Source organism: Streptomyces sp. NBC_01788, assembly GCF_035917575.1.
Taxonomy (GTDB): Bacteria; Actinomycetota; Actinomycetes; order Streptomycetales; family Streptomycetaceae; genus Streptomyces.
In genome coordinates this window covers 7,986,703-8,007,931 of the sequence record NZ_CP109090.1, presented here as the reverse complement: position 1 = coordinate 8,007,931, position 21,229 = coordinate 7,986,703, and the positions used below count along the sequence as shown (strand labels likewise).

Sequence of the window (21,229 nt, the reverse complement as noted above, 5' to 3'; positions counted from 1 at the left end):
TCCGGCGTCAGAACGATGCAGGCGCCGTGGGCGCCTCGGGGGCCGGTGACGCGGCGGCCTCCCAGGTGAATCCGTCCGGATCGGTGAAAGGGTCGGCGGCGGTGCCGAGGACGATGCGGTGGGAGCCGGTGCCGTCGTCGGAGACGCCGAGGTCCTTGGCCAGGCCGCGGCGCTTGTACAGCGCCAGCTTGACGGGGCTGGAGTCGCCGGAGGCGAACTCGGCGTACTTGCCGCCGAAGCTTCTGGCCACGGCCAGACCGCGGCCGACGTAGAACTGCTTGCTGGCCTTCACGTCCTCGACGCCGAGCAGGAGGACGACCTCGTCGATCTCGCGAGTGGCCGGGCCGGTGTCCTTCTTCGCCGAGGTCGCGACCTTCCAGATCGTTCCGTCCGGGGCCTGGACGACGCCGCCATAGCCCCACAGCGACTTCGCGGCGGGCTTCAGCACCGTGGCGCCCGCGTCGACGGCGGCGTCCAGGAAGCTGTCGACGGTGGCCGGCCGGGACACCGTGAGCGCCAAGGTGAAGCCGCGGAATCCGGTGGAGTGTGCCTCGGACGCCCGCAGGCTTACGTACGTGTCCACCCCGAAGGCGGTGTAGAAGCGGTGGGCAGCCTCGGGGTCGGCCACCTCGAGGATGACGGACGCGATGGACGTGGTGGATGCGGTGGAAGTCGTGGTTGCCATGACCATCACGCTAGGGGCTGGTCGGGAGCCGGCGCTTCTCGATTCCTGACCGGTCTTGTCACTTGCTTCGCCACGCACGCCGGCATCCCCTCCACCGTGATCGCAGGGCCCCCGTCGTCGGACGCGCCCACAGCATCGGCATGACCGGCCTCCTCCGCCGCCTGGCGACGGAAGGCCCCGGGCGGCATGCCGACGAGCTCGGTGAAGCGGGTGGTGAACGTGCCCAGCGACGCGCAGCCGACCGCGAAGCAGACATCGGTGACGCTGAGGTCGCCCCGCCGCAGCAGCGCCGTCGCGCGCTCGATGCGGCGCGTCATCAGGTACGCGTACGGCGACTCACCGTAGGCGGCCCGGAACGACCGGCTCAGGTGCCCGGCGGACATGTTCACGTCCCGGGCGAGCGCCTCCACGTTCAGCGGCTGCGCGTACTCCCGGTCGATCCGGTCCCGGACGCGGCGCAGCCGCGCGAGATCGGCCAGGCGCTGCGCCTGGACGCGTGCTCGCCGCCACTCGGGCTGGCACATGGGCGCACTCCCCCTTTTTTCGTCTTTCATCGACGTCCACGAGTGCCCTGGTGTGGGCGGCCGGAAGGACCGGTACCTGGGCGCTGGTGCGCCGCCGCGTTCCTTGCGGGCGGCGGCGCTGCCGGACCGTACGGCCTCATCGGCACCCGCACGACTCAGCGAAGCTCCTGGATACGGACCAGGTTGCCCGCAGGGTCGCGGAAGGCACAGTCGCGGATACCGTACGGCTGCTCGGTCGGCTCCTGCACGACCTCGGTGTCCCCGGCCTGCACCCTCTCGAACGTGGCGTCGAGGTCCGGGGTGGCCAGCAGGATCCAGCCATAGGTGCCCTTGGCCATCATCTCGGTGATGGTGCGGCGTTCGTCTTCGGTGATTCCCGGGTCGGCAGCCGGCGGCGCCAGAAGGATCGACGTGTCGGGCTGACCGGCCGGGCCGACCGTGATCCAGCGCATCTTCCCCTGCCCGACGTCGCTGCGGACCTCGAAGCCGAGGACGTCTCGGTAGAAGGCGAGCGACGCATCCGGGTCGTCGTGCGGGAGGGAAGTCGCGTGAATGCTGATGTTCATGACGGCCAGATTAGGGCGGCTCTGTGCGTCGCGCTTCTCTATTCCTGATCGATATTTTGAGGGCACAGCTGGGTGTTCCGGCTGGGTCCGAGCCATTCCAGGCAGAGCACGGTGGCGTCGTCGGCCGGCTGCCCGGCGTGGTGGTCCACTATCGCGTGCATCAAACGTCGCATCGTCTCGGCGAATGGCAGGCCGTCCGCGTAGTGGCGGACGATGAAGTCCGTGAGGCCGTCCAGACCGAACTCATGGCCGCAACGGTCTCGGGCCTCTGTGACGCCGTCGGTGTAGAGCACGACGCGGTCTCCGGGTTCCAGTTGCTCGCGGCAGAGGGCGGCGGGGACGTCCAGTTCGGTCCCCAGCGGGTGCGAGGGTGGACACCTCAACGTGGTGATCCACCTCCCGCCTCTGATCAGGACCGGCGCCGGGTGGCCGCGGTTGATCCAGGACAGGACTCCGGTGGTCGAGTCGAGCCGGGCGAGGACCGCGGTGACATAGGCGCTGTGGCCGAAGTGCTCGACCAGGACTTCCTCGACCTTCTCACCGATGGCGACCAGGTCGCTGCCCTGGCGGCGCTGGTTACGACAGGCCGCGACCGCGAGGTTGGCCGTCAGTCCGGCGCGGCTGTCGTGCCCCATGGCGTCGTAGACCGCCAGGTGTATCTGGTCGCCTGCGACCGCGTAGTCGAAGGCGTCACCGCCGATCGCGTAGGCGGGCTCCATTGCCGCCACGATTGCCACGGCGTGGTTGGCGAAGCACAGCGGGGGCATCAGGTTCCACTGCATCTCGGCGGCCACGTTCATCGCCTCGGTGCGCACCAGACGGGCGTAGGAATCACTGTGCGGACGTTTGCTCGTCAGCAGCAGCGCGATCAGCGAGGCCAGCACGGCTGCTCGCTCGGGCCCGACTCCGGGGGCGAGATCGACCCGTAGCACGCCGAGCCGCTCGGTGCCGCCCAGGATCGGCACCCACCACCGGCGCGGCTCCCCGTCGCCGCCCGGCAGGAGTTGGCTGCCGGCGAACGCCCGGCCCGGCAGGGTGCCGTCGACCTCGTAGGTCTCACCACCGGCGCCGGCGTCGAGGCCTTGGCCCGTGACCTCCCGCAGCAGTTGTCGGCGCAGGTCCGGAAGGAAGACGCGCGCATCGCCCATCCCCGCCCGTGCCGCATGCTTGGCCACCAGCGCGGGTAGCTGATCGAAGCCGCACATATGGCCCTCGCCGAGGATCCCGGTGAGCCATTCGTCGCCGTCCGGCAGAGCCACGCCCGCCACCTCCTTCCTTCCGGTCGTGGTGTCATGCCGCCCTAAGGCCTCTCGTTTGGATCATGCCGGGCTCGCGGGCCCTGGCACCGTGCCTCGCGGCGTTGTCGTCGGTTGGCAGGGCTCCGCCCTGCCGCCCTCCTCCGCCTTGCGACGCACGGCACCAGACCCCGCTCCCTGATCCGGCCTGATCCAAACGAAAGACCCTAGTGCTGAGCCTTTCACCCGAGCCAGGCACCGCTTCCACCACAAGTCTGCTCGCGTGGTCGCAGCACTCGGGTGTCACAGGGGCAGGGGACGGGCTGAGACGACGTCCGCCATGACGAGGGTGGAGCTGAGGCGCTGGACACCGGGCAGGGTGGCGAGACGCTCGTCGTAGAGCTGCCGGTACGCCTCCAGGTCACGGGCGACGACACGCAGGAGGTAGTCGGGGTCGCCGAACAGCCGCTGGGCCTGGATGACGTGGGGAATGCCGGCGACGGCCTCCTCGAAGGCCGCGACGGTCTCGCGGTCCTCATAACGCATGGTGACGAAAACCAGCGACTCGAAGGTCAGGCCGAGAGCGGCGGCGTCGAGCCGGGCGTGGTAGCCGGCGATCGCGCCGGAGCGTTCCAGGGCACGGAGACGGCGGTGGCAGGGGGACATGCTCAGGCGGACCCGCTCGGCTAGTTCGGTGAGGGTCAAACGCCCGTCCTGCTGCAGCTCGGCAAGGATTCTCCGGTCCACGTCGTCCATGAGGAAGACCCTTCCACACTTCCGCGGGGACCGGAAAGAGATTGGAAGCACCTTCCGCCCAAGCCCGTCTAGCCTTCCCTTCAGGAAGCCGGGACCTCATGCGGCCCGGCGTAGGGAGCGAGGTGAGAACATGGCGATCGCCGGTGTCACGGCCTTCTGGACGGTGTCGTTGCTGCTGGTGCTCGTCCCGGGTGCGGACTGGGCCTACGCGATCACGGCTGGACTGCGGCATCGGACGATCGTGCCCGCCGTCGGCGGACTGCTGGCCGGCTACGTGGTACTGACCCTTGTGGTCGCGGCCGGTGTGGCTGCGCTGGTGGCCCGCTCACCACTGGTGCTGACCGTGCTGACAGCCGTCGGCGCGGTGTACCTCGTCTGCCTTGGAATCACCACCGTGACATCCCCCTCGACGCCCCACGCGGCCGAGGAGGAGAGCGCCGGCTCCTGGCTGGGACGGGCCGCCAGAGGCGCGGGCATCAGCGGACTCAACCCGAAGGCTCTGCTGCTGTTCCTGGCCCTCCTGCCACAGTTCGTCGCCCGTGGCACGAGTTGGCCGCTCATGGCTCAGATCGCTGTGCTGGGTCTGGTGCACACCGCCAACTGCGCCGTGGTCTACACAGGCGTGGGCACCGCCGCGCGACGGGTGCTGCGAACACGTCCAGCCGTCGCCTCAGCAGTGACCCGCTTCTCGGGAGCCGCGATGATCGTGATCGGTGTCCTGCTCCTGGTAGAGCGGCTGCTGGCGTAGTGCCGACGGCGCGGCTTCCCGTGGCCGGCCGTGGCGGCGCCGAGGTCCGTCCTGGAACCTTGGCGCCGCCCGGTGCGAGCCCTCTGCTACCGCAGTACGGCCATCATGACGCTGCGCGCGATGGGAGCGCCGAGTCGGCCGCCGGAGATGTCCTGGCGGGAGATGTCCATGCCGGTGGGGTCGATGAAGACGGCGACGGCGACCGAGGCACCGTCGGGCTTCTTGCCGTAGGAGACGAACCAGCCGTAAGGCACTTCGTCGGCGACGTTCACGCCTCGCTGCGCTGTGCCGGTCTTGCCGCCGACCACGATGCCGTCGATCAGCGCGCGCTGGGCGCTGCCTTCCTTGGCAGTGTGCTCCATCATCTGCTGCACCTTGTGCGCGGTGTCGGCGGAGACGGCCTGGCTCATGACGGTCGGCGCGGTCTTCTCCAGAGCGCTGAGGTCCGGTCCCCGGATCTCGTCGACGATGTAGGGCTGCATGAGCTTGCCGTCGTTGGCCAGTGCCGCGGTGACCATGGCCATCTGCATGGGAGTGCTGGTGAGGCTGCCTTGGCCCATGCCGGTCAGCGCGGTTCCTGGCTTGTCCAGGTCCTGCGGATAGATGCTCTTCGTGGCGCGCAGGTCTCCGAAGTCCGGTGAGTAGACGTCCTCGTTGAAACCGAACTTCTCCGCCGTCTCGCGCATCCGGTCCTCCCCCAGCTTGGCGGCGGCGTCGAGGAAGACGTTGTTGCAGGAGTACTGCATCGCGGTCTTCATGGAAGCGTTGCCGCAGGTCGCGTCGCCGGCCTCGCTGCCGATCCGGTTCGTCGACTGGGGCAACGGGTAGGGGGACACCGCCCCGCTCGGAGCGTCGATGTCCGAGACCACGCCGTGCTCCAGGGCCGCGGCGGCCGTGAGGATCTTGAACGTGGAGCCGGGCGGATAGGTCTCCCGCAGCGGCCGGTTCGCCAGCGGCTTGCCCTTGTCCTTGTCCAGGGCCAGGAACCTGTCGGACTCCTTGAAGGTGTTGCCCGCGAACACCGACGGATCGTAGGACGGCGCCGACGCCAGGGCCAGCACCTTCCCGGTCTTCGGATCCAGAGCGACCACGGCCCCCCGCGCACCCTTCAGACCGGTCAGCCCCTTGTACGCCGCCTTCTGCGCCCGCGGGTCGATCGTCGTCACCACGGACCCTGTGCCACGTTCCTTGCCCGTCGCCACGTCCAGGAAGTGCTGGAACGCCAGCCGGTCGTCCTGCCCCGACAGGATGCCGTCATAGGTCTTCTCCAGCAGCGACATGCCCTGCGCCTGCGACGCGAAGCCGGTCACCGGTGCGTACATCGGACCGTTGACGTAGGTGCGCTTGAACTTGAGTTCCCTGCCCGCGACCGCCTCGGCCCCGGTCACCGCCTCGCCACCGACGATGATGTCACCCCGTGGAGCGGCGAACCGTTCGATCAGCACACGGCGATTGTGCGTATCCGACGCCAACTCCTCGGCATTCACGTATTGCAGCCAGTTCGCCCGAACCAGCAGAGCCAGCATCAGCACGCCGCAGAAGACAGCAATCGCCCGCACAGGCCGGTTCATCGCAGGCCTCCAGCTACGAGCCCAGGCATGGTAGCCGTGGCCAACTGGGCAGGTCGCAGGCATTTCCTGACGATTATGAGGGTAGGTAGAGCCATGCGAGCACCATAGCCGCACAGTTCGCACACGGGTTCGGGCTCCCTTGTCGCTGCGGCGGATCACTGACAGGGCAGACTCACACAACACGCCGTGTCCCGCCCACCAAGGGGTGGGCTCAGTGCCCGGGCTGCGTCCTTCCGCAGCGCGCACATGTTCCGGAGCCGACACGTTCAGGATGGAAATTCGGCTTCGCCGACGACCTTGGCGGCGGTCAGCGCCACCAGATGCTGCGTCCAGCAGTCCGATCGTTTGGTGGCGACCTCGGAGCCGCAGGCCGCACAGACGAGATTGGGCCCGTCCTGACCGTCGAGTCCGCAGCAGCCGTTGCGACGCCCGTGATCGGGGTGCGGAACCGTTCCCGGCACGTCGTCGGGATGCAGGATGAAGAGACTGGCGTCATGGCTGATCGCATAGGTGCCTCGGGCCATCCGCGGAGGAGCGATCCGGTGACCGGACCGCTTTTCGGTGTCGCGCTGGGGCCGTGCCTCCTTGAGATCTCCGGTGAGTGGCTGACGACAGTTCGCGCAGGTGAAGAGGGCCACCGGGACATTGTGCCGGTCAAAAGGCTCCGCCCTCGAAGAATCCGGGCGCCCTGCTGCCGCTCGACGCCGATCAGCGCCCCGCAGGGCGCGCCGGTTGCGAGCATGGTCAGGAACTGCGAAGTGGTCAGGGGGTGCACGGGGCACCTCCTTCAGGGCGGGCCGCCTTTCGGCAGGCGCGCTGCGGTGATCAGTTCCCGAGTGCCACCTGGACGATCTTGATGACGACCAGGACCATGGCGATCAGCAGATAGGTGCGCAGGGCGCCCATACCGATCCGATACGCGGTGGACGTCACCGGCCGGGTCAGCGTTTCCAGGCGGGGCATCCGCCATGTGTCCCGGCCCGTGCGGTCGATCGGCTCCCCCGCCGTCCGGCGGTGGCGCCGGAGGAAGGAGTATCCGGTGGCCAGCACCCCGGCGATGCCGCATCCGGCCATGATCCGCAGGATCGCGTGCGCGGAGATGTCCGGGAACAGCACGGAGGCGGTCAGGATGATCGACAGGGCGACCAGCACACCGACCACGGCGGCGGTGAACGCGTTGGTCCTGCGACCGTTGACCCATGGGCCCAGGACGGCCCTGTCGTTGCACAGCAGCAGCAGGAACACCGACGCCGACGGCAGCAGCACCCCGGCCAGGGTCTGTACGCCCTCGGTCAGCAGGCCCAGCGGGGAGCCGGGGATCAGCACGATCACCGCGGCGGCGGCCACCAGCCCGGCGTAGACGGCGTAGAAGCCCTTGGCGCCCCGTACGCCGCGGTGCAGGGAGTGCCTGAGCCCGAGCACGTCACCGATCGCGTAGGCGGTCGACAGGGACACCGCGAACGCGCCGATGATCGAGGCGTCCAGCAGCGCGATCGCGAACAGTACCCCGGCCAGCTTGCCGGCCCTGTGCTCGAGCCCGGTGGCGATGCCCGCACTGTCGGTGAACTGGCCGAACCCGTGGGTACCGGCGAACGCCGCGGCGGTGAAGCCCATCATCGCCGCCGCCCCGACCACCACCACGACGATGCCGATCCACAGGTCGGCCTTCTCGTAGCGCATGAACCGCGGGGTGATCCGCTTGTCGATCACGTATGACTGCTGGAAGAACAGCTGCCACGGGGCCACCGTCGTCCCCACGATTCCGATGATCAGGAGCATCACCGTCGACAGCTGTCCGCTCCCCCCGGGAAGGCCCGGCACCATGAAGTCCCGCGCCATCTGAGAGGTGTGCGGGTGGATCATGAAGTAGATCGGGACCAGGAGCAGCGAGGCCGCGCACAGTGCCATCGCCATCCGCTCGAACCGCCGGAACGATCCCGTGAACGCCGACGCGATGATGATCCCGGCCGCGAGGACCACGGCGGCGGTCCTGGGCAGCCCCAGGTAGCCGGCCGCCAGGGTGATGCCGATGAACTCCGTCACCAGGGTGAGCGCGTTGAGCAGGAACAGATCGATCACACTGAAGGCGCCCCAGAACTTCCCGAACCGCTCCAGGATCAGCCGCGCGTGGCCGACACCGGTGACCGCGCCGAGCCGCAGCACCATCTCCTGGTTCACGTACAGCACAGGCACCAGGAGCAGCAGGGTCCACAGCAGGTGGGTGCCGTAGTTCTGGCCCGCCTGGCCATAGGTGGCGAAGGCACCGGCGTCGTTGTCGCCGACCATCACGATCAGGCCGGGGCCGACGATCGCCAGAAGGGTCTTGAGCTTGGCCGGCAGGCCCGTGCGGGGTGCGGTGTCGTCGAGCTTGATGGTGCCGAGCGCGCCGCGGATGTCGCCGACGTGCGCGCCGTCGAGAACCGCGGAGCGGGCTGCCGCGGCGGTGGTGTCGATGGTGGTGTTGGCCATGCGGTACCTCCCAAATCCCCCCACCGGGGGAGGCGTTCGGAGGCACGAGGCAGCCATCCCCCCACGCGCCCGGGCGCGCAGGACAGCGCACACCGTCTCCACGGCCGTCAGGACGGAGGGGGGAGGGTGGGAAGACGCGGCGCAGCGCGGCCGTGCAGGGAGATGGTTACCGCGTGCCGGAAGAATGCGAGGACAAGCGGGTCAGGGGCCGACTGTGGCCCGGACTGCTACTGCAATCCATGTCTCTCGCCTCCTTCCGGCCGGGGACACCCGCACGAAGGGCATCGTCGACGACACGGCAAGGAGCGAACCGGTCCCGTCCGCACGACGGCGGCCGGTACACCCCAACTCGTCAGGGCTTTGGCACTCCACGGCGTAATCCCTCTGCGAGGGAAGCCACTTGGGGTCACCCCTTGGGCCGGGGAGACCTGTCCTGACCCTGGGCGTCTCTCGACGTCGTGGGGTCAGTGGCCTGTGTCCGTGAAGACGCCTCACCGAACGAGGTGCCTCTTCAACCTTCTCGAGTGTAGCGCCATACTTGCACGTCTACGCAACTTGTTGACCAGGTCTTGACGCAATCAAGAGCCAGGACGTGTACGGCCTGGGACGGCCCAGCCGCGGATCACACGGAGCTCCACACCGGCGTCCTGGGCAATGTCCTCGGGCGCCACACCGGTGCTCCAGGCGACGAGGACGGCACGTCGGAGCTCTTCCGCACGCGCCTCCATCCCGATCTCGGCGGCTTCCCCGGACGCGGCCATCAGGGCGGCCGCGTCCTCGGTCAGCCGTTGCCTCGCGCGGCGAACCGCCAGGCGTGCTTGTTCCTGCGGACCGTTCACCGTCTGCCTCCCACGGGCCGCGCTGTCGATCAGCTCGTCGATCAGCTCTGCGTGGACGACCGGGCGAGCTTGACGCCGAGCCACAGCAGGCTCACCGGCATCCCGACGCCGCAGGCGTCGGCCAGCGCGAGCACCGCCGGTTCGGCGACCGGCAGCAACTGCCGCAGACCGCGCTCGGCCACCTCGGGAACAGGGAAACGGGGCAGGGTGATGGTGATCGTCATGACGCACCTCCGCCTGATCGGCACCCGAGGCGCGCCGGCGGCGAACACGATCACCGCCCGGCGCTTCGCACTTCGAGTCGAGGCGGCCGTCAGAGGACGGCGCGGTGGCCGCCGGGCGCCCCGGGTGCAACGGAATGGGAGCTGGGACTGCTGGGACTACTACTGCAGGGACTCATCCCGTCACCTCCTCGGGCCGGCAGCGGTCACATGGTGCGTGGGCACAACCCACTCGACCCAGGGTACAACCGTCTCCAACGCACGCTACGGGTGAGAACCACGATGTTCACCAGGTCGATGAGCGAGCCGTCTCAACCGCCTTACGTGATCTTGCACAGTCCCTGATCTGTTGCGCATGGGTGCGGGCGAAGAGCTCGTGGACGGACGCTGCCAGCTGATCGAACGGCTCGGAAGCGGCGTAGTGGGCACGGTGTGGCGGGCGAGGGACACGGTGCTGCAGCGGGAGGTCGCGCTCAAGGCCGTGCGGTCGGACGCGGAGGTGTCGGACGGCTCGCGTGAGCGCGTGCTGCGCGAAGCGCGGGCGCCGGCCCGGCTCAATCACCCGAACGTCGTGACCATCCATCACCTCGTCGATACGGATCCTCACCCGTGCCTCGTGATGGAGCTGGTGCCCGGGCCCTCCCTCCAGGAACGGCTCTCGGGCGGCCCGCTGACGCCTGTGGAGGCGGCCGGCCTGGGACGTCAGGTGCTGTCCGCGTTGCGGGCCGCCCATGCGGTCGGCATCCATCACCGGGACGTCAAACCCGCCAACGTTCTGCTGCGCGCCGACGGGACGGCCGTGCTCACCGACTTCGGCATCGCGGGGATGCGGAGCTCGACCTCGCTGACAGCGACGGACGAACTCGTCGGATCACCCGAGTACATCGCTCCTGAACGCATCCGCGGCCACGACGACGACCCCGCGTCCGACCTGTGGTCGCTCGGCCTGCTGCTGCATGTGAGCGTCGAGGGGGTCAGCCCGCTGCGGCGTGCCACGACACTCGCCACCCTCGCCGCGGTGCTCGAAGAACCCGTGCCGCCGCCGGTGCGCTCCGGCGCCCTTGCCCCCGTGCTCCAGGCTCTGCTGGTACGCGACCCGGCGGCTCGCCCGGACGCCGAGCGGCTGGACGCGATGCTCGCGCGGGTGGAGTCCGGATCGGCGCCGCACTGGGAGCGGCCGACGGTCACCGCGTCGGTGCCGCCGGCTCCGGCGCTTCCCCCCGGTATCCGCCCACTCAGGTGGACACCCCCGGATCCGCCCTCGCGCCTGGCCTTCCGCGGAATCGGAAACCGGCCGTCATCGGGGTCACCGCGACGGTGCTGGCGGCCGCCACGGCCGTGACGACCGCGCTGGTGCTCACACTTCGCGGTCCGGAGAAGGACGGGGCGAGCAGTGCGGTGGACACCCCGCCCGGCATGACGTCCATTCAGCCGGCGACCACCGCCGTGAGTTCCGCGCCCGAGCGGACTGCGGAGACTCCGGCGGCCCCGACGAAAGACGCGGCCTCGGGCGCGACGACGGATCCGACGGGACGGACAACCGCTGAAGCGACGCAGTCGGCCGCCCCGGCCGAACAGCCTCCCCCGCCTGACGGCCGCTGGATCGCCCAGCTCTACTCCGATCCCGCCGGCGCGGGCACCGCCGACCGTGACAAACGGCTCGCCACGATTCGGCAGTCGGTGCCCGAGGCGGAGGTGTTCCGCAGCGACGACTACGCGTCATTACGCCCGGGCTCCTGGGTGATCCACGTCCCGGGCCCCTTCACCGACGGACGCTCCGCACTGGCCTTCTGCGCCGCGCGCGGCAGAACCACGGCCAACGCGTGCATCGGCCGCTACCTGAGCACGAGCGCGGCCGACTTCCCCCTCCAGTGCCGCCCTCCCGCCGACCGGCCAACTGGCCGCTGTACCCGTTCCTAGTCAGATGCGAGAGGCCGTTGGCACGGTGCACCCGCCGGGTCAACGATCGTGGTCGGCTCGTCCACCGGTGCCCAGTGGGCCCGTGGCGCGCAACGGCCGCCCCGTGTCCAGGTGAAGCAGTGCGTGGCGGGACACTCGCAGCACTACGGGGGGCAGGGCTGAGCGCACCGCCTGAAGGGCACGCAGCCACGACGGCACGTAGACGGCGCCGCGGCGGCGCTCCACCGCGCGCACGAGTCGGGCAGCGACCACGTCGGCCGGGTGGATGGTGGCCGCGGGCGGGGGCATGTGGGTGCGCAATTGACGCATGGCCGTGAACTGTTCGGACTCGCGGATCATGTCGGTGTCCGTCCAGGCGGGATAGGCAATGCCCACGGCGACTCCCTCGTGGGCCACTTCCGCCTGCAGCGCGTGGGCGAAGGCCTCCACGCCTGCCTTGGAGGCGCAGTAGGCGCTCATCATCGGGGTGGCGCCGAGTGACGCCAGCGAGGCGACCTGCAGAAAGTAGCCGGACGTTGCGACCAGGTCGGGGAGGAAGGTGCGTGCCGTGTGGGCACTGCCCGTAAGGTTCACATCGATGATTCGACGCCAGGAGGCGGCATCCGATGTCGCGAAGGGGCCTCCTTCGGCGATGCCCGCGTTCGCCACGACCACCGACGGCCGGCCCAGGTGGCGGCGGACCTCGCCTGCCGCATGGTCCAGCGCGGTGTTGTCGGTGACGTCGACGTCGACCGCCAGCGCCGTGGTGGGCAGGGATGCCGCCAGTGCACGCAGTTCCGGCTCCTCGTGGCCGAGGAGAGCCAGGCGCGCTCCGCGCCGGGCCAGTTCCCGCGCGAGTGCCGCGCCCAGTCCGCGCGCGGCTCCGGTCACCACGACGGTCCGGTCTTTGAGGGGGCTGTCCGTCACCGGTTGTTTCTCCGCCGCCGGTCCCACTTCATGCCCGCCGCACGGACCGCTCCGGCCAGGTGGCGAGCGGTCAGTCCGGGCCGTGCCAGAAGAGTTGTTCCGGTCCGCTGCCTCGGGCGGCCCGGTGCCGCGCCCGGACGGTCGAGCCAGCGGGTGCGGATGTGCACTCCGTCGACCAGCCGTCCGCCGGAGGCCGTGACGGCGGACAGACAGAACCGGACCCACATGTTGAGCTGAATCTCCTTCGCCAGACGCAGGTGCGCGTAGAGCAGGTGCACCAAGCGGCTGGCGGCGCAGGCCCACAGCTCGATCTCGAACACCAGCAGGTCGTCGTCCTGTCGCGCCCTGAACTGCACCTGCCCGGCCTCCATGTGGCCGCGCAGGGTCGCCAGACGCAGGCAATCCGCGTCGCGGCGGACGACCCTGACGGGGCCGTTCCAGGGCCCCGGCATCTCCACCAGCAGCTCGTCCGCGACGTCGAGGCCGTGGGCGCGCAGTTCACCGGTACGGATGTCGACCACCTCCGAGGGGACGAAGCGCTTGAAGTCGCGGCACACCCCTTCGATGAGCCGGCCGGCGTCGAGGTCGGCGGCAGCGATGCGCACCTGGAAGAGGCGGTGGCACAGGAGGCCCCAGCCGTCCTCCGCCCGTTGCACCCGGTCGTCGATCGCTTCCAAGGGCAGCCGGGGCGGGCGGTCGCTGTCATCACCCGGCGCATCGCAACCGCGATGGAGGGGCGTCGTCTCCCACAGGTAGCGCCAGGTGACCAGCACCGTGCCCAGGAGCCACCGCGCCAGCACGGCGAGAAACCGAGGGCAGGCCGGTCCCGACATCCGCGCCCCCTTTCAGGCGGGTAAAACCTTGGAAACAGGTATAAATATATGTATACCTTGTTATACAGACGGTGACAAAGTGTGACGCCGTAAGTGGACGAACCCAGGAGGCCCACATGGTGGTCCGGCTCCTGCATCGGGCGGGCGTACGCAGTGCACACCTGCAGCTGGCCTCCCTCGGGGCGATCGGTCTCTGCCTGACGTTGTGGGTGCGCGCGAAGACGGTCGACCAGGATCAGCGCGGGAACGCCGAGCGGCGGGCCGTGTTCGTGGGCCTGTGGCCACCGACGCTGTGGCTGATCGGCGAATCACTTCAAGAATCCGAGTGATCGCAATGGGTGACGCGGTCTTCGGGCGGCTCGACGCCGTACAGGTGTGGAGAAGGCTCGCGAAGTCCCCCGTCAACTACTCACCTGCCGAGGTACGCCGCCCGTACTGGAACATCGACACCTACAGCATCCCGCTGCCCATGGAGCGACCTGGCGCTCCGGAGCCGGGAGGACCCTGGGAGCACGCCTGCCGCCTGGTCCGCGACTACGAGTTCTCCCCGCCGGAGATCGTCCGGGCACTCTACGACCCGGCCGCACCCCTCCTCGGCAGGAACATGCTCCTCGAGGCCCGGTTCCACGGCCTGCACTTCTACTGCGGTGTGCGCGTCACCGAGGTGGTGAACGAGAGACGGAACAACGCAGAACGCGCCTGGGGATGGGCCTACGAGACCCTGGAGGGCCACCTGGAGCGCGGCAAGGTCACCTACGAGGTGGTCAAGCAGCAGAACACGGGACAGGTGCAGTTCGCGATCTCCTGCCATTCGCAGGGCGCCCCCACCCTGGACCGGATCACTCTTCTCGGGTGGCGGCTGTTCGGCCGTCGCACCCAACTGCGGTTCTACCGCCGGTGCGGTGAACGCCTCCAGGCCTTCGTCGAGGCCGCGCTGAACGGTGAGCAGCCGAATCCCGGCCCTCCGGTCGGCGATCACCTGGTGCGCGCGCCGTCCGACGCGAAGACGCATCGCTTGGATGTGCTGGCGATCCGCCGCGTCGCGCCCGGCTGAGGCCGAGAAACCCCGGCATGCGGCTCGCGCGCGCCTACGGTAAAGCGATACGGAAAGAATCCAACATCCAGTACGTCTCGGGCAGAAATAGGCACGAAAGGAATTCCGCACCACTTCCAGTCGGCATTCCCGATGAGCGCCCCAACCGCCAGGACGCCTGGTGAACCAGCGCGCGGGATCGACTTTTGGCGATCAGTGACGTTTTCTCAGCGAAATGATCTACGCGAAGCGGCATGAACCACTCGATGCGTGAGCAGGCCGGACGAGTTGGGCCCGGCCGCGGACAGACGTAAAGCCCCTGGTAGGACAGGTCTCACCACAAGATCATGTCCGTAACCACCAGAGGCTTCACGTTGGTCACCTATGTTGCCACGCTCGATGTCCCGCGCCACGTCGTGGACCACCTCTCGCGTCTGCTCGCTGCCCACCGCCGCCGAATCGGCACCCCGCGCGGCAGCCGCGCGCTCGGCCCGTTCCGCCAAGCCGTGCTGGTGCTGCGCTGGTTCCGCGAACGCGGATGCGTCCACTGCCTGGCCCGCGACGCCGGCATCTCCCAGGCCACCGGCTACCGTTACCTGCACGAAGGCATCGACGTCCTCGCCGCCCAGGCCCCCGACCTGCACGAGGTCCTGGACCGCTGCCAACGCGAGGGCATGACCCACGTGATCCTCGACGGCACGCTGATCGCATCAGACCGCCTCGCCGGCGTCCGGGACAACGGCAACGACCTGTGGTTCAGCCAGAAGCACAAGGCGTTCGGCGGCAACGTGCAGTTCCTGGCCGCTCCGGACGGCACCCCACTGTGGGTCTCCGACGTCGAGCCCGGCTCCACCCCCGACGTCACCGCCGCCCGCATCCACGCCCTGCCCGCCCTCTACAAGGCGGCGGCCGACGGGCTGCCCACCCTGGCCGACAAGGGCTACATCGGCGCCGGCATCGGCATCCGCGTCCCGGTCCGCCGCCCGAAAGGCCAGTCAGAACGGGCTCTGCACACCGACACGCGAACCACCAACAGCCTGATCAGAGGCATGCGAGCTCTCGGCGAACGCGCCGCAGCCGAACTCAAGCAGCGCTGGCGCACCCTGCAACACATCACCATCAGCCCCAGCCGGATTGGCGACATCGCTCGCGCCGCCCTCACCCTCAACAGAATCTGGAAGTGATCACCGCTGAGAAAACGTCAGTCACCAAGCTGTTTTACTGCTCGCATGTCTATGTGGATCATGGGGATCTGCTTCATGCTCAGCGTGCCGCTCGGCGAGGTGATCCGCCGTCGGCGATCGCGGCAGGCGTTGGCACGGGCCAGGATGGGGCAGGCAACCCTCTTCCTTGTCGGGGCCAAGCGGCCGAACGTGGGCAGCCTTTGGAGTTCGGGCCGGGTGCGGGCTGACGCCGAAGAGTTTCGATGGGAACCTCGCCGGCCGTGGACTCGGCTCCGTGAGGTCCCGGCAGATCTGCGTGTTGTCCGAGTACGCCGGCAGAAGGGCGCCCAAGAGGCGTTGTGGCTCCCAGCCGGCGTCTCGGTGATCGAGTGCGAATCGTCTGACGGACCGGTATGGCTGTGGGCCGTGGACACGCAGTTGGCGCATGTAGTAGGGATGATCCGCTCCTGATCACGAATGCGGACTCGGCTCGTACTCACGACAGCGCCGGAAACGGCGCCGGCCGGGTCCGCGGCGATGGTCACCTCTGCGGGTCGATGAGGATCTTCCCCGCGGGGCCGCTTGCCGGGCTTTCGAGGTGGCCGGTGAGTTCGCTGAGCCCGATGCGTTTCCCGACGGCCGTGCGCAGACGTCCGCGGCGCAGGCTCTCGAAGACCGGTGCGAACAGCCCGGACAAGTGCCGTCCGCCGTCATTGTGAACGGTGTCGCGCAGGCGGAAGAGCTCCACTCGTACGTCTCCGCGGCCGGTGAGGCACTCCGCCGAGAGCGGCGTTCCCGACAGCAGGCCGTAGTGGACGAACACGCCGCCGCACGCCGTCAGCGTGAACACCTCTTCGCCCATGCCGCCACCGACGCAGTCGAAGGCCACATCGACGCCTTGAGGGCCGATCACCGACCGCAATTCTTCGCGCCACCCGGGCTCGTTCGTCCGGATCACGGCCCGCCACCGGGACGGCTCGGCCACCGTCCGGCCCGGCGTTCCGCGCACAACCCCGACCGGTGCGACTCCACGATCGGTCAGGAGTTCCGCCAGGTGTCGGCCGATGGCCGATGTCGCCGCTGTGACCACCACGTTCCGCACGCCCGGCCGGCAGAACCGCTCGACCATCATCACGGCCGTCAAGGGGTTGATGTAGGCGAAGCAGGCGACCTCGTCGGGAAGGTCGTCCGGCACCGGAACACACCAGGAGTAGTCGAGTCGCTTGTACTGCTGCCAGGCCCCGGCGGACCCCAGCGGCAGGACACGCCGGCCCACCGCCGCAGCAGGCACGCCCGGGCCGGCAGCGTCGATCACACCGACGCCCTCGAACCCCGGAACCATGGGGAACGACGTCCGCGAGCCGTAGGCGCCCGAGACGGTCACCTCGTCCGAGGGGTTGACGGTCGACGCGAGCATGCGCACCACGACCTCACCCGTGCCAGGAGTCGCAGGCCCGTCCGCATCACGCAGGGACAGGACCTCGGCGAGCGGTCCGGGCGAGTCGGCGACGGCAGCCAGCATCAACGGCCTCCCTACCGTGCACCCGTCAGGACGCCTCATCCTACGAACAGACGGTCCTCACAACGGCCCGGGGTGGTGCGTACGGCTCGGCTCGATGGAGCGCGCGTCACATGAAGTTGCGGGTGTGCAGTGCGGACAGGGCGGCCGCCTCGCCGTCGGAGAAGCCCAGACGGGACAGGCGGTGGCGGCGTCCCTCGTCCATCTCGGTCCGCAGCCGTCGCACCGCCTGCCAGCCGCGTGCGATGTCCTGCGGCTCGAAGGAGCCCGCAGCCAGCAGCACCAGGGAGTCGAAGACGTCCCGGTTGAGTCCCGCCGTCCCGGTCAGCGCGTCGTGCCGCCGCTCCACCGCGGCCCGCAGCCGGTCGTGCAGCAGCGGGTCGACCGTGGCCCGGTGCTCAAGGTGCCCGACCCCGAACGCCACGTGCCGCGCCTCGTCCTGGCGGACCAGACGGCTGACGCGGCGGGTGACCGGGTCGGGGGCGTGCCGCTCCAGGAACGCCAGGAGGCTGAGGAAGCTGCCCTCCCCGAGCACGGAGAGCAGGAAGGACGCGATGGAGAAGTCCGGCTCGGTCAGCAGGGTCGCGAGCGACGCCCTGCCGCCCACCGAGGAGGTGCCCATCGCGCCGCCCCGCAGCAGCGCCCGCCGGGTGAAGACCTCCACGTGCCGGGCCTCGTCGGCGGCCTGGACCGCCAGCAGTTGGAGCACCTCGCGGAAGTGGGGATGGACCTGGACCAGCAGTCGCGCAGGCATCACGAGCGCGGCCTGTTCGTTCTCCACGAGGTACGTCATCACCTGGACGACGGCGGCCTCGATCTCGTCGGGCAGGGTGAAGTCGGCATCCCACTCCACCGCACTCTGCGGGTCCCACTGCGAGGCGGCCGCCTGCTGGTACAGGCGCGGCGCGAGGTCCGCCCACGCGATGTCCCGGTCGACCACCGTGAAGGGCACCTCGGGGCCGCCCGCCTCCACCAGCGCCCCGCGTGCCGCGAGGCCCCAGTGCAGGGGCGCCCGCTCGGCGATCTGCGCGGCGGACGGGCCACCGGCGCGTTGCGCGGCCTTGAGACGGGCACCCGCGGCAGGCCCCGCCCGCAGGCGCGCCACCACCGGCGCCTCCCCCGGCTCGGCGGTCCGAAGCTCGTGCCCTTCATGGCGGCACCAGACGGCCAGGTGCGGCAGCAGGGCCGGGTCCGTGCCGAGGACCTCGATCCGGCTGCCGTGCGGCGCCTGCCGCACGGCGCGGTCCAGCAGCAGGTGGGCGCCCTGCTCGAAGCCAAGCGCCCCGAGGTCGACCACGGCCGCGGCGGGGGTCATGGCCGGTAGCCGTCCGCGGTGATCCGGCCGCTCGCGTCGTAGAAGCCCGTGGCGTCGACGGCCGCGGTCAGCGGGCCGAAACCGGTCTCCCGCCCGGGCACCCACCGGGTGAGTCCCTCCAGGTCCAGGAGCCGGCGGACTTCGGGATCGTCGTAGGACATGGCCAGCAGGAGCTCCGTGAACCGCTCCCCGAGTTCCGTGTCCAGGGACGGTCCCGCCGCCAGCAGGCAGTGGTCGTAGGGCGGGGTGCGCGTCAGCAGGCGCGTGCTGCCGGGCGGGAGGGTGCCCTCCCGCGCGAACAGCAGGTGGTTGGCGTCGATCATGCAGGCGGCGTCCGCCGCTCCCGCCATCAGGGCGCGCGCCGCGTCCCGTTCGCCGCCGATGTGGTCGCCGTGCAGGCCCACTCCGGTGTCGTGGCGGCGTACCTCGAAGTCGGTGCCCGCGACCAGGCCGAGGTCGGCCAGGTGCCGCAGCGGGATCAGGGTCGCCTGGGGCGAGTCGACCGCGCCGACGGCAACGGCCTTGCCCTTGAGGTCGGCCGGCGAGCGGAGTGTGCTGTCGCACCGGACCACGACCACGGAGGTCAGGTCGCGGTCCGTGTCCCGCATGACGAGCGGTCTCACCACCGCCCCGGCCGCGGCGGCCAGCCGACGGGTGCGCAGCCAGGCCAGCGGCGAGTGCCAGGCGGCGTCGATCCGCCCGTCGACCAGGTCGCGGGTCTGCCGCTCGTAATGGGAGTGGAGCACGAAGTCGAAGGGCAGGTCCCGCGCGCGCAGCCACGACCGGAATCCGGACCAGATCGTCACGACCTTGGGGTCGTACGCGACCGCGCCGAGCACCAGCTCTCTCATCGGGCCTCCTCGAAGAGCGGCAGGCCCAGTTCCGTGCGGCCGCAGAAGTCGTGCAGGGCTTCGGTGGTCGGTGCCATCACACGGGCCGCGAGCGCGTCCCGGAAGCGCCGTTCGAGGCCCGCCTCACGGCGGAAGGCGGAGCCGCCGCACAGCCGCATCGCGCCGTCCGCGACCGCGGCGGCGGTCTCGGCGGCGAGGGCCTTGATCTGCAGGACCCGCAGCGTCGCCTCCGGGCGTCCGGTCTCCACCGCGGTGAGCGTCTCCCCCATCATCGCGCGCAACGAGTCGGCGCTCAGCCGCAGTTGTGCGAACTGGTGGCGCGTCAGCGGCTGCTGCGCGAGCGTCTGGTCCAGGTGCTCAAGCCGCGTGTCGCGAAGGTGCGTGGCGGTGAGGCCGAGCAGGGCTTCGGTCACACCGAGCGAGAAGGCCGCGCTGAGTACCAGGAAGCACGGCAGCACCGCGTCCAGAGCCGTGGTCAGCCCTTCCCCGTCGGCTCCCAGCAGTGCGGCCCGGGGAACGCGGACCGCTTTCGCGGACATGGGACTGGAGGCGTTTCCGCGCAGTCCGAACCCGTCGTACTCGCCGTGCACTTCGAGTCCGGCGCTGCCGCCGGGCACGAGCCACAACGACATGACGCCGTCCGCCTGGACCGGTTTGCTCGACCAGACGTAGCTGTCGGCCTGGCCGGCCGAGGTGACCCACGACTTCTGCGCGTCCAGGCACACCGTGTCGGCCCCGTCGGGCGTGGCCGTGCCCACCGGGGCCCAGAAGTGGCTGCGGGAGCCCCGCTCGGAGAACGCGAGCGTGCTCAGATGACGGCCCGCGGCGATGTCACGCCGCACGTCGTCAGGGGCGTAGCGGTCCAGGACGCTCAGGGCCGAGTAGTGCATCAGCAGCACCATGGCCGTCGACCCGCAGGCGCCCGCGAGCCGTTCGATCACCTGCGCGCCTTCGCGCAGTCCAGCGCCCGCCCCGCCGCTCTCGCGCGACAGGAGCAGGGCCGGCAGGCCGGCCTCGCCCAGTGCCCGGACCCCCTCGCTCGGGAAGCGGCCGGCCCGGTCCACGTCGTCGGCGAGCGGTCCGACGATCTCGCGGACGACGGCCTCGAACTCGTCGGTCCAGGGGTACGGGGATGCTGCTCGCCTTGCCTGCATATTGACGCACCTTGATACGAGTAGTCACGAAATGCCCTGCGTTGTTCCGAAGTCAAGCATTCCGTCCGGCAAGACGGGAGGAGCACGCGCCGCCGCCACGGGAAGAGATGAGGCGCGTCCGGCGCAGTCGTCTCCTGTCCTCCCGGGCGTCCTCCTGCATCACCGGCCACACCCGGACGGTCGACGGCGGCTGGACCGCGGCGCTGTGGCATTCCCCCCGCCGGCCGCCCGCTCAGGGGCGCCTCCAGTCGTCGCTCTCCAGGTGCGAGCCGGCCATGGGGCCCATGCGCAGCATGCCGCCGTCGACGCTCCAGGACGCGCCCGTGACGTAGGAGGAGTCGGGACCCGCGAGGAAGGCGATCACGGCGGCGACCTCGCGGGCGTCACCGGGCCGCCCGAGAGGCACCCCGGGACGCCGCCCGGTGTGCACGTCAGTGTCCTCCTGGCCGGTCATGGGCGTGGCGATCTCGCCGGGCGCGACCGCGTTGACGGTGATGCCGTGCTCGGCGAGTTCCAGGGCCATGACCTGGGCCAGCAGGCCGAGGCCGGCCTTGGCCGCGCAGTACGGTCCGGCGCCGGCACGCGGCTGGTGCTCGTGCACGGAGGTCACGTTGACGATCCGGCCGCCGTGGCCCTGCCCGATCATGCGCAGCGCCGCCTTCTGCCCGCACAGCAGCGGCCCGACCAGGTCCACGTCCAGCACACGTCGCACGTCGTCCAGGGCGAGGTCGACGAAGGGCGTGGTCGTGCCGATGCCGGCGTTGTTGACCAGCACGTCGAGCCGGCCGAGTTCGTCGCACAGCTCGTCCAGTGCGTCCGCGGCGGCGGGCAGGCGGGACCCGGGGTGATGCGCTCCCCCGGCGGCGCCGCGGAACCCCTTGAGGAGGTGGAGGCGACGACAGACCCGGAGGAGTGCGGAAC

22 protein-coding genes, 1 pseudogene and 1 riboswitch are annotated in these 21,229 nt (G+C 70.1%); of the genes and pseudogenes, 6 read left to right on the top strand and 17 right to left on the bottom strand.

Translation table 11 applies throughout. From position 1 onward, the window contains the following. Positions 1–7: 7 nt before the first annotated feature. The 5 genes from OIE49_RS35640 to OIE49_RS35620 form a co-directional block, all read right to left on the bottom strand. Positions 8–691 (bottom strand): glyoxalase, encoded by a 684-nt coding sequence (locus OIE49_RS35640; protein WP_326805913.1) that lies wholly within the window; start codon positions 689–691, stop codon positions 8–10. Beyond that, the gene (locus OIE49_RS35635; RefSeq protein ID WP_326805912.1) at positions 691–1,209 is read right to left on the bottom strand and encodes a helix-turn-helix transcriptional regulator; all 519 of its coding nucleotides are present in this window, start codon (positions 1,207–1,209) and stop codon (positions 691–693) included. The genes OIE49_RS35640 and OIE49_RS35635 overlap by 1 nt, the downstream gene beginning before the upstream one ends. A 155-nt stretch (positions 1,210–1,364) precedes the next feature. Beyond that, complete coding sequence (locus OIE49_RS35630; protein ID WP_326805911.1) at positions 1,365–1,775, bottom strand: VOC family protein; 411 nt, start codon at positions 1,773–1,775, stop codon at positions 1,365–1,367. A gap of 38 nt (positions 1,776–1,813) precedes the next feature. Beyond that, positions 1,814–3,034 carry a PP2C family protein-serine/threonine phosphatase gene (locus tag OIE49_RS35625; protein ID WP_326805910.1) on the bottom strand — a complete coding sequence of 407 codons (1,221 nt, stop codon included), beginning with the start codon at positions 3,032–3,034 and terminating at the stop codon, positions 1,814–1,816. Positions 3,035–3,313: 279 nt separating this feature from the next. Next, positions 3,314–3,766 carry an Lrp/AsnC family transcriptional regulator gene (locus OIE49_RS35620; protein WP_326805909.1) on the bottom strand — a complete coding sequence of 151 codons (453 nt, stop codon included), beginning with the start codon at positions 3,764–3,766 and terminating at the stop codon, positions 3,314–3,316. Positions 3,767–3,896: 130 nt separating this feature from the next. Here OIE49_RS35620 and OIE49_RS35615 point away from each other — a divergent pair, with 130 nt between their 5' ends. Further along, the gene (locus OIE49_RS35615; protein WP_326805908.1) at positions 3,897–4,514 is read left to right on the top strand and encodes a LysE family translocator; all 618 of its coding nucleotides are present in this window, start codon (positions 3,897–3,899) and stop codon (positions 4,512–4,514) included. Positions 4,515–4,600: 86 nt separating this feature from the next. On the opposite strand, the gene OIE49_RS35610 is transcribed toward OIE49_RS35615, so the two are convergent. The 5 genes from OIE49_RS35610 to OIE49_RS35590 form a co-directional block, all read right to left on the bottom strand. Beyond that, positions 4,601–6,085, bottom strand: a complete 1,485-nt coding sequence (locus OIE49_RS35610; RefSeq protein WP_326805907.1) for a peptidoglycan D,D-transpeptidase FtsI family protein — start codon at positions 6,083–6,085, stop codon at positions 4,601–4,603. A gap of 266 nt (positions 6,086–6,351) precedes the next feature. Then, positions 6,352–6,723 carry a hypothetical protein gene (locus tag OIE49_RS35605; protein ID WP_326805906.1) on the bottom strand — a complete coding sequence of 124 codons (372 nt, stop codon included), beginning with the start codon at positions 6,721–6,723 and terminating at the stop codon, positions 6,352–6,354. A 187-nt stretch (positions 6,724–6,910) separates the two neighbouring features. After that, the gene (locus OIE49_RS35600) at positions 6,911–8,554 is read right to left on the bottom strand and encodes an NRAMP family divalent metal transporter (protein ID WP_326805905.1); all 1,644 of its coding nucleotides are present in this window, start codon (positions 8,552–8,554) and stop codon (positions 6,911–6,913) included. Between the two features lie 336 nt (positions 8,555–8,890). Next, positions 8,891–9,064: riboswitch (M-box (ykoK) riboswitch) on the bottom strand. Between the two features lie 68 nt (positions 9,065–9,132). Continuing rightward, positions 9,133–9,393 carry a hypothetical protein gene (locus OIE49_RS35595; protein WP_326805904.1) on the bottom strand — a complete coding sequence of 87 codons (261 nt, stop codon included), beginning with the start codon at positions 9,391–9,393 and terminating at the stop codon, positions 9,133–9,135. Between the two features lie 41 nt (positions 9,394–9,434). After that, positions 9,435–9,617: a hypothetical protein gene (locus OIE49_RS35590; RefSeq protein WP_100570842.1), complete on the bottom strand. Its 183-nt coding sequence runs from the start codon at positions 9,615–9,617 to the stop codon at positions 9,435–9,437. A 352-nt stretch (positions 9,618–9,969) separates the two neighbouring features. Between OIE49_RS35590 and OIE49_RS37265 the strand changes: the two genes are divergently transcribed. Both OIE49_RS37265 and OIE49_RS37260 read left to right on the top strand, forming a co-directional pair. Continuing rightward, positions 9,970–10,956 carry a serine/threonine-protein kinase gene (locus OIE49_RS37265; protein ID WP_403322329.1) on the top strand — a complete coding sequence of 329 codons (987 nt, stop codon included), beginning with the start codon at positions 9,970–9,972 and terminating at the stop codon, positions 10,954–10,956. Between the two features lie 74 nt (positions 10,957–11,030). Next, on the top strand, positions 11,031–11,534 hold the full coding sequence (locus OIE49_RS37260) for a hypothetical protein (RefSeq protein ID WP_403322326.1): 504 nt from the start codon (positions 11,031–11,033) through the stop codon (positions 11,532–11,534). Positions 11,535–11,573: 39 nt separating this feature from the next. Here OIE49_RS37260 and OIE49_RS35580 read toward each other — a convergent pair whose 3' ends face one another. Both OIE49_RS35580 and OIE49_RS35575 read right to left on the bottom strand, forming a co-directional pair. Further along, entirely contained in the window at positions 11,574–12,440 is an 867-nt protein-coding gene (locus OIE49_RS35580; protein ID WP_326805903.1) for an SDR family oxidoreductase, read from the bottom strand. After that, entirely contained in the window at positions 12,437–13,273 is an 837-nt protein-coding gene (locus OIE49_RS35575) for a DUF1990 domain-containing protein (protein WP_326805902.1), read from the bottom strand. The genes OIE49_RS35580 and OIE49_RS35575 overlap by 4 nt, the downstream gene beginning before the upstream one ends. Positions 13,274–13,389: 116 nt before the next feature. Here OIE49_RS35575 and OIE49_RS35570 point away from each other — a divergent pair, with 116 nt between their 5' ends. The 3 genes from OIE49_RS35570 (at position 13,390) to OIE49_RS35560 (ending at position 15,490) form a co-directional block, all read left to right on the top strand. Next, on the top strand, positions 13,390–13,602 hold the full coding sequence (locus OIE49_RS35570; protein ID WP_326805901.1) for a hypothetical protein: 213 nt from the start codon (positions 13,390–13,392) through the stop codon (positions 13,600–13,602). A 5-nt stretch (positions 13,603–13,607) separates the two neighbouring features. Continuing rightward, positions 13,608–14,327, top strand: a complete 720-nt coding sequence (locus OIE49_RS35565; protein ID WP_326805900.1) for a DUF1990 family protein — start codon at positions 13,608–13,610, stop codon at positions 14,325–14,327. A 353-nt stretch (positions 14,328–14,680) separates the two neighbouring features. After that, entirely contained in the window at positions 14,681–15,490 is an 810-nt protein-coding gene (locus OIE49_RS35560) for a transposase family protein (RefSeq protein ID WP_326806152.1), read from the top strand. A 520-nt stretch (positions 15,491–16,010) separates the two neighbouring features. Here the strand turns inward: OIE49_RS35560 and OIE49_RS35555 are convergent. The 5 genes and pseudogenes from OIE49_RS35555 to OIE49_RS35535 all read right to left on the bottom strand — a co-directional run. Beyond that, complete coding sequence (locus OIE49_RS35555) at positions 16,011–16,991, bottom strand: zinc-dependent alcohol dehydrogenase family protein (RefSeq protein WP_326805899.1); 981 nt, start codon at positions 16,989–16,991, stop codon at positions 16,011–16,013. Positions 16,992–17,097: 106 nt separating this feature from the next. After that, positions 17,098–18,303, bottom strand: a complete 1,206-nt coding sequence (locus OIE49_RS35550) for a ferritin-like domain-containing protein (protein WP_326805898.1) — start codon at positions 18,301–18,303, stop codon at positions 17,098–17,100. After that, positions 18,300–19,154 carry a phosphate/phosphite/phosphonate ABC transporter substrate-binding protein gene (locus OIE49_RS35545; protein WP_326805897.1) on the bottom strand — a complete coding sequence of 285 codons (855 nt, stop codon included), beginning with the start codon at positions 19,152–19,154 and terminating at the stop codon, positions 18,300–18,302. Before OIE49_RS35545 ends, OIE49_RS35550 begins: the two co-directional genes overlap by 4 nt. Then, complete coding sequence (locus OIE49_RS35540; RefSeq protein WP_326805896.1) at positions 19,151–20,308, bottom strand: acyl-CoA dehydrogenase family protein; 1,158 nt, start codon at positions 20,306–20,308, stop codon at positions 19,151–19,153. The genes OIE49_RS35545 and OIE49_RS35540 overlap by 4 nt, the downstream gene beginning before the upstream one ends. Before the next feature lie 232 nt (positions 20,309–20,540). Continuing rightward, positions 20,541–21,146, bottom strand: a pseudogene (locus tag OIE49_RS35535) (SDR family oxidoreductase); the annotation flags it as partial. Between the last annotated feature and the right edge of the window lie 83 nt (positions 21,147–21,229).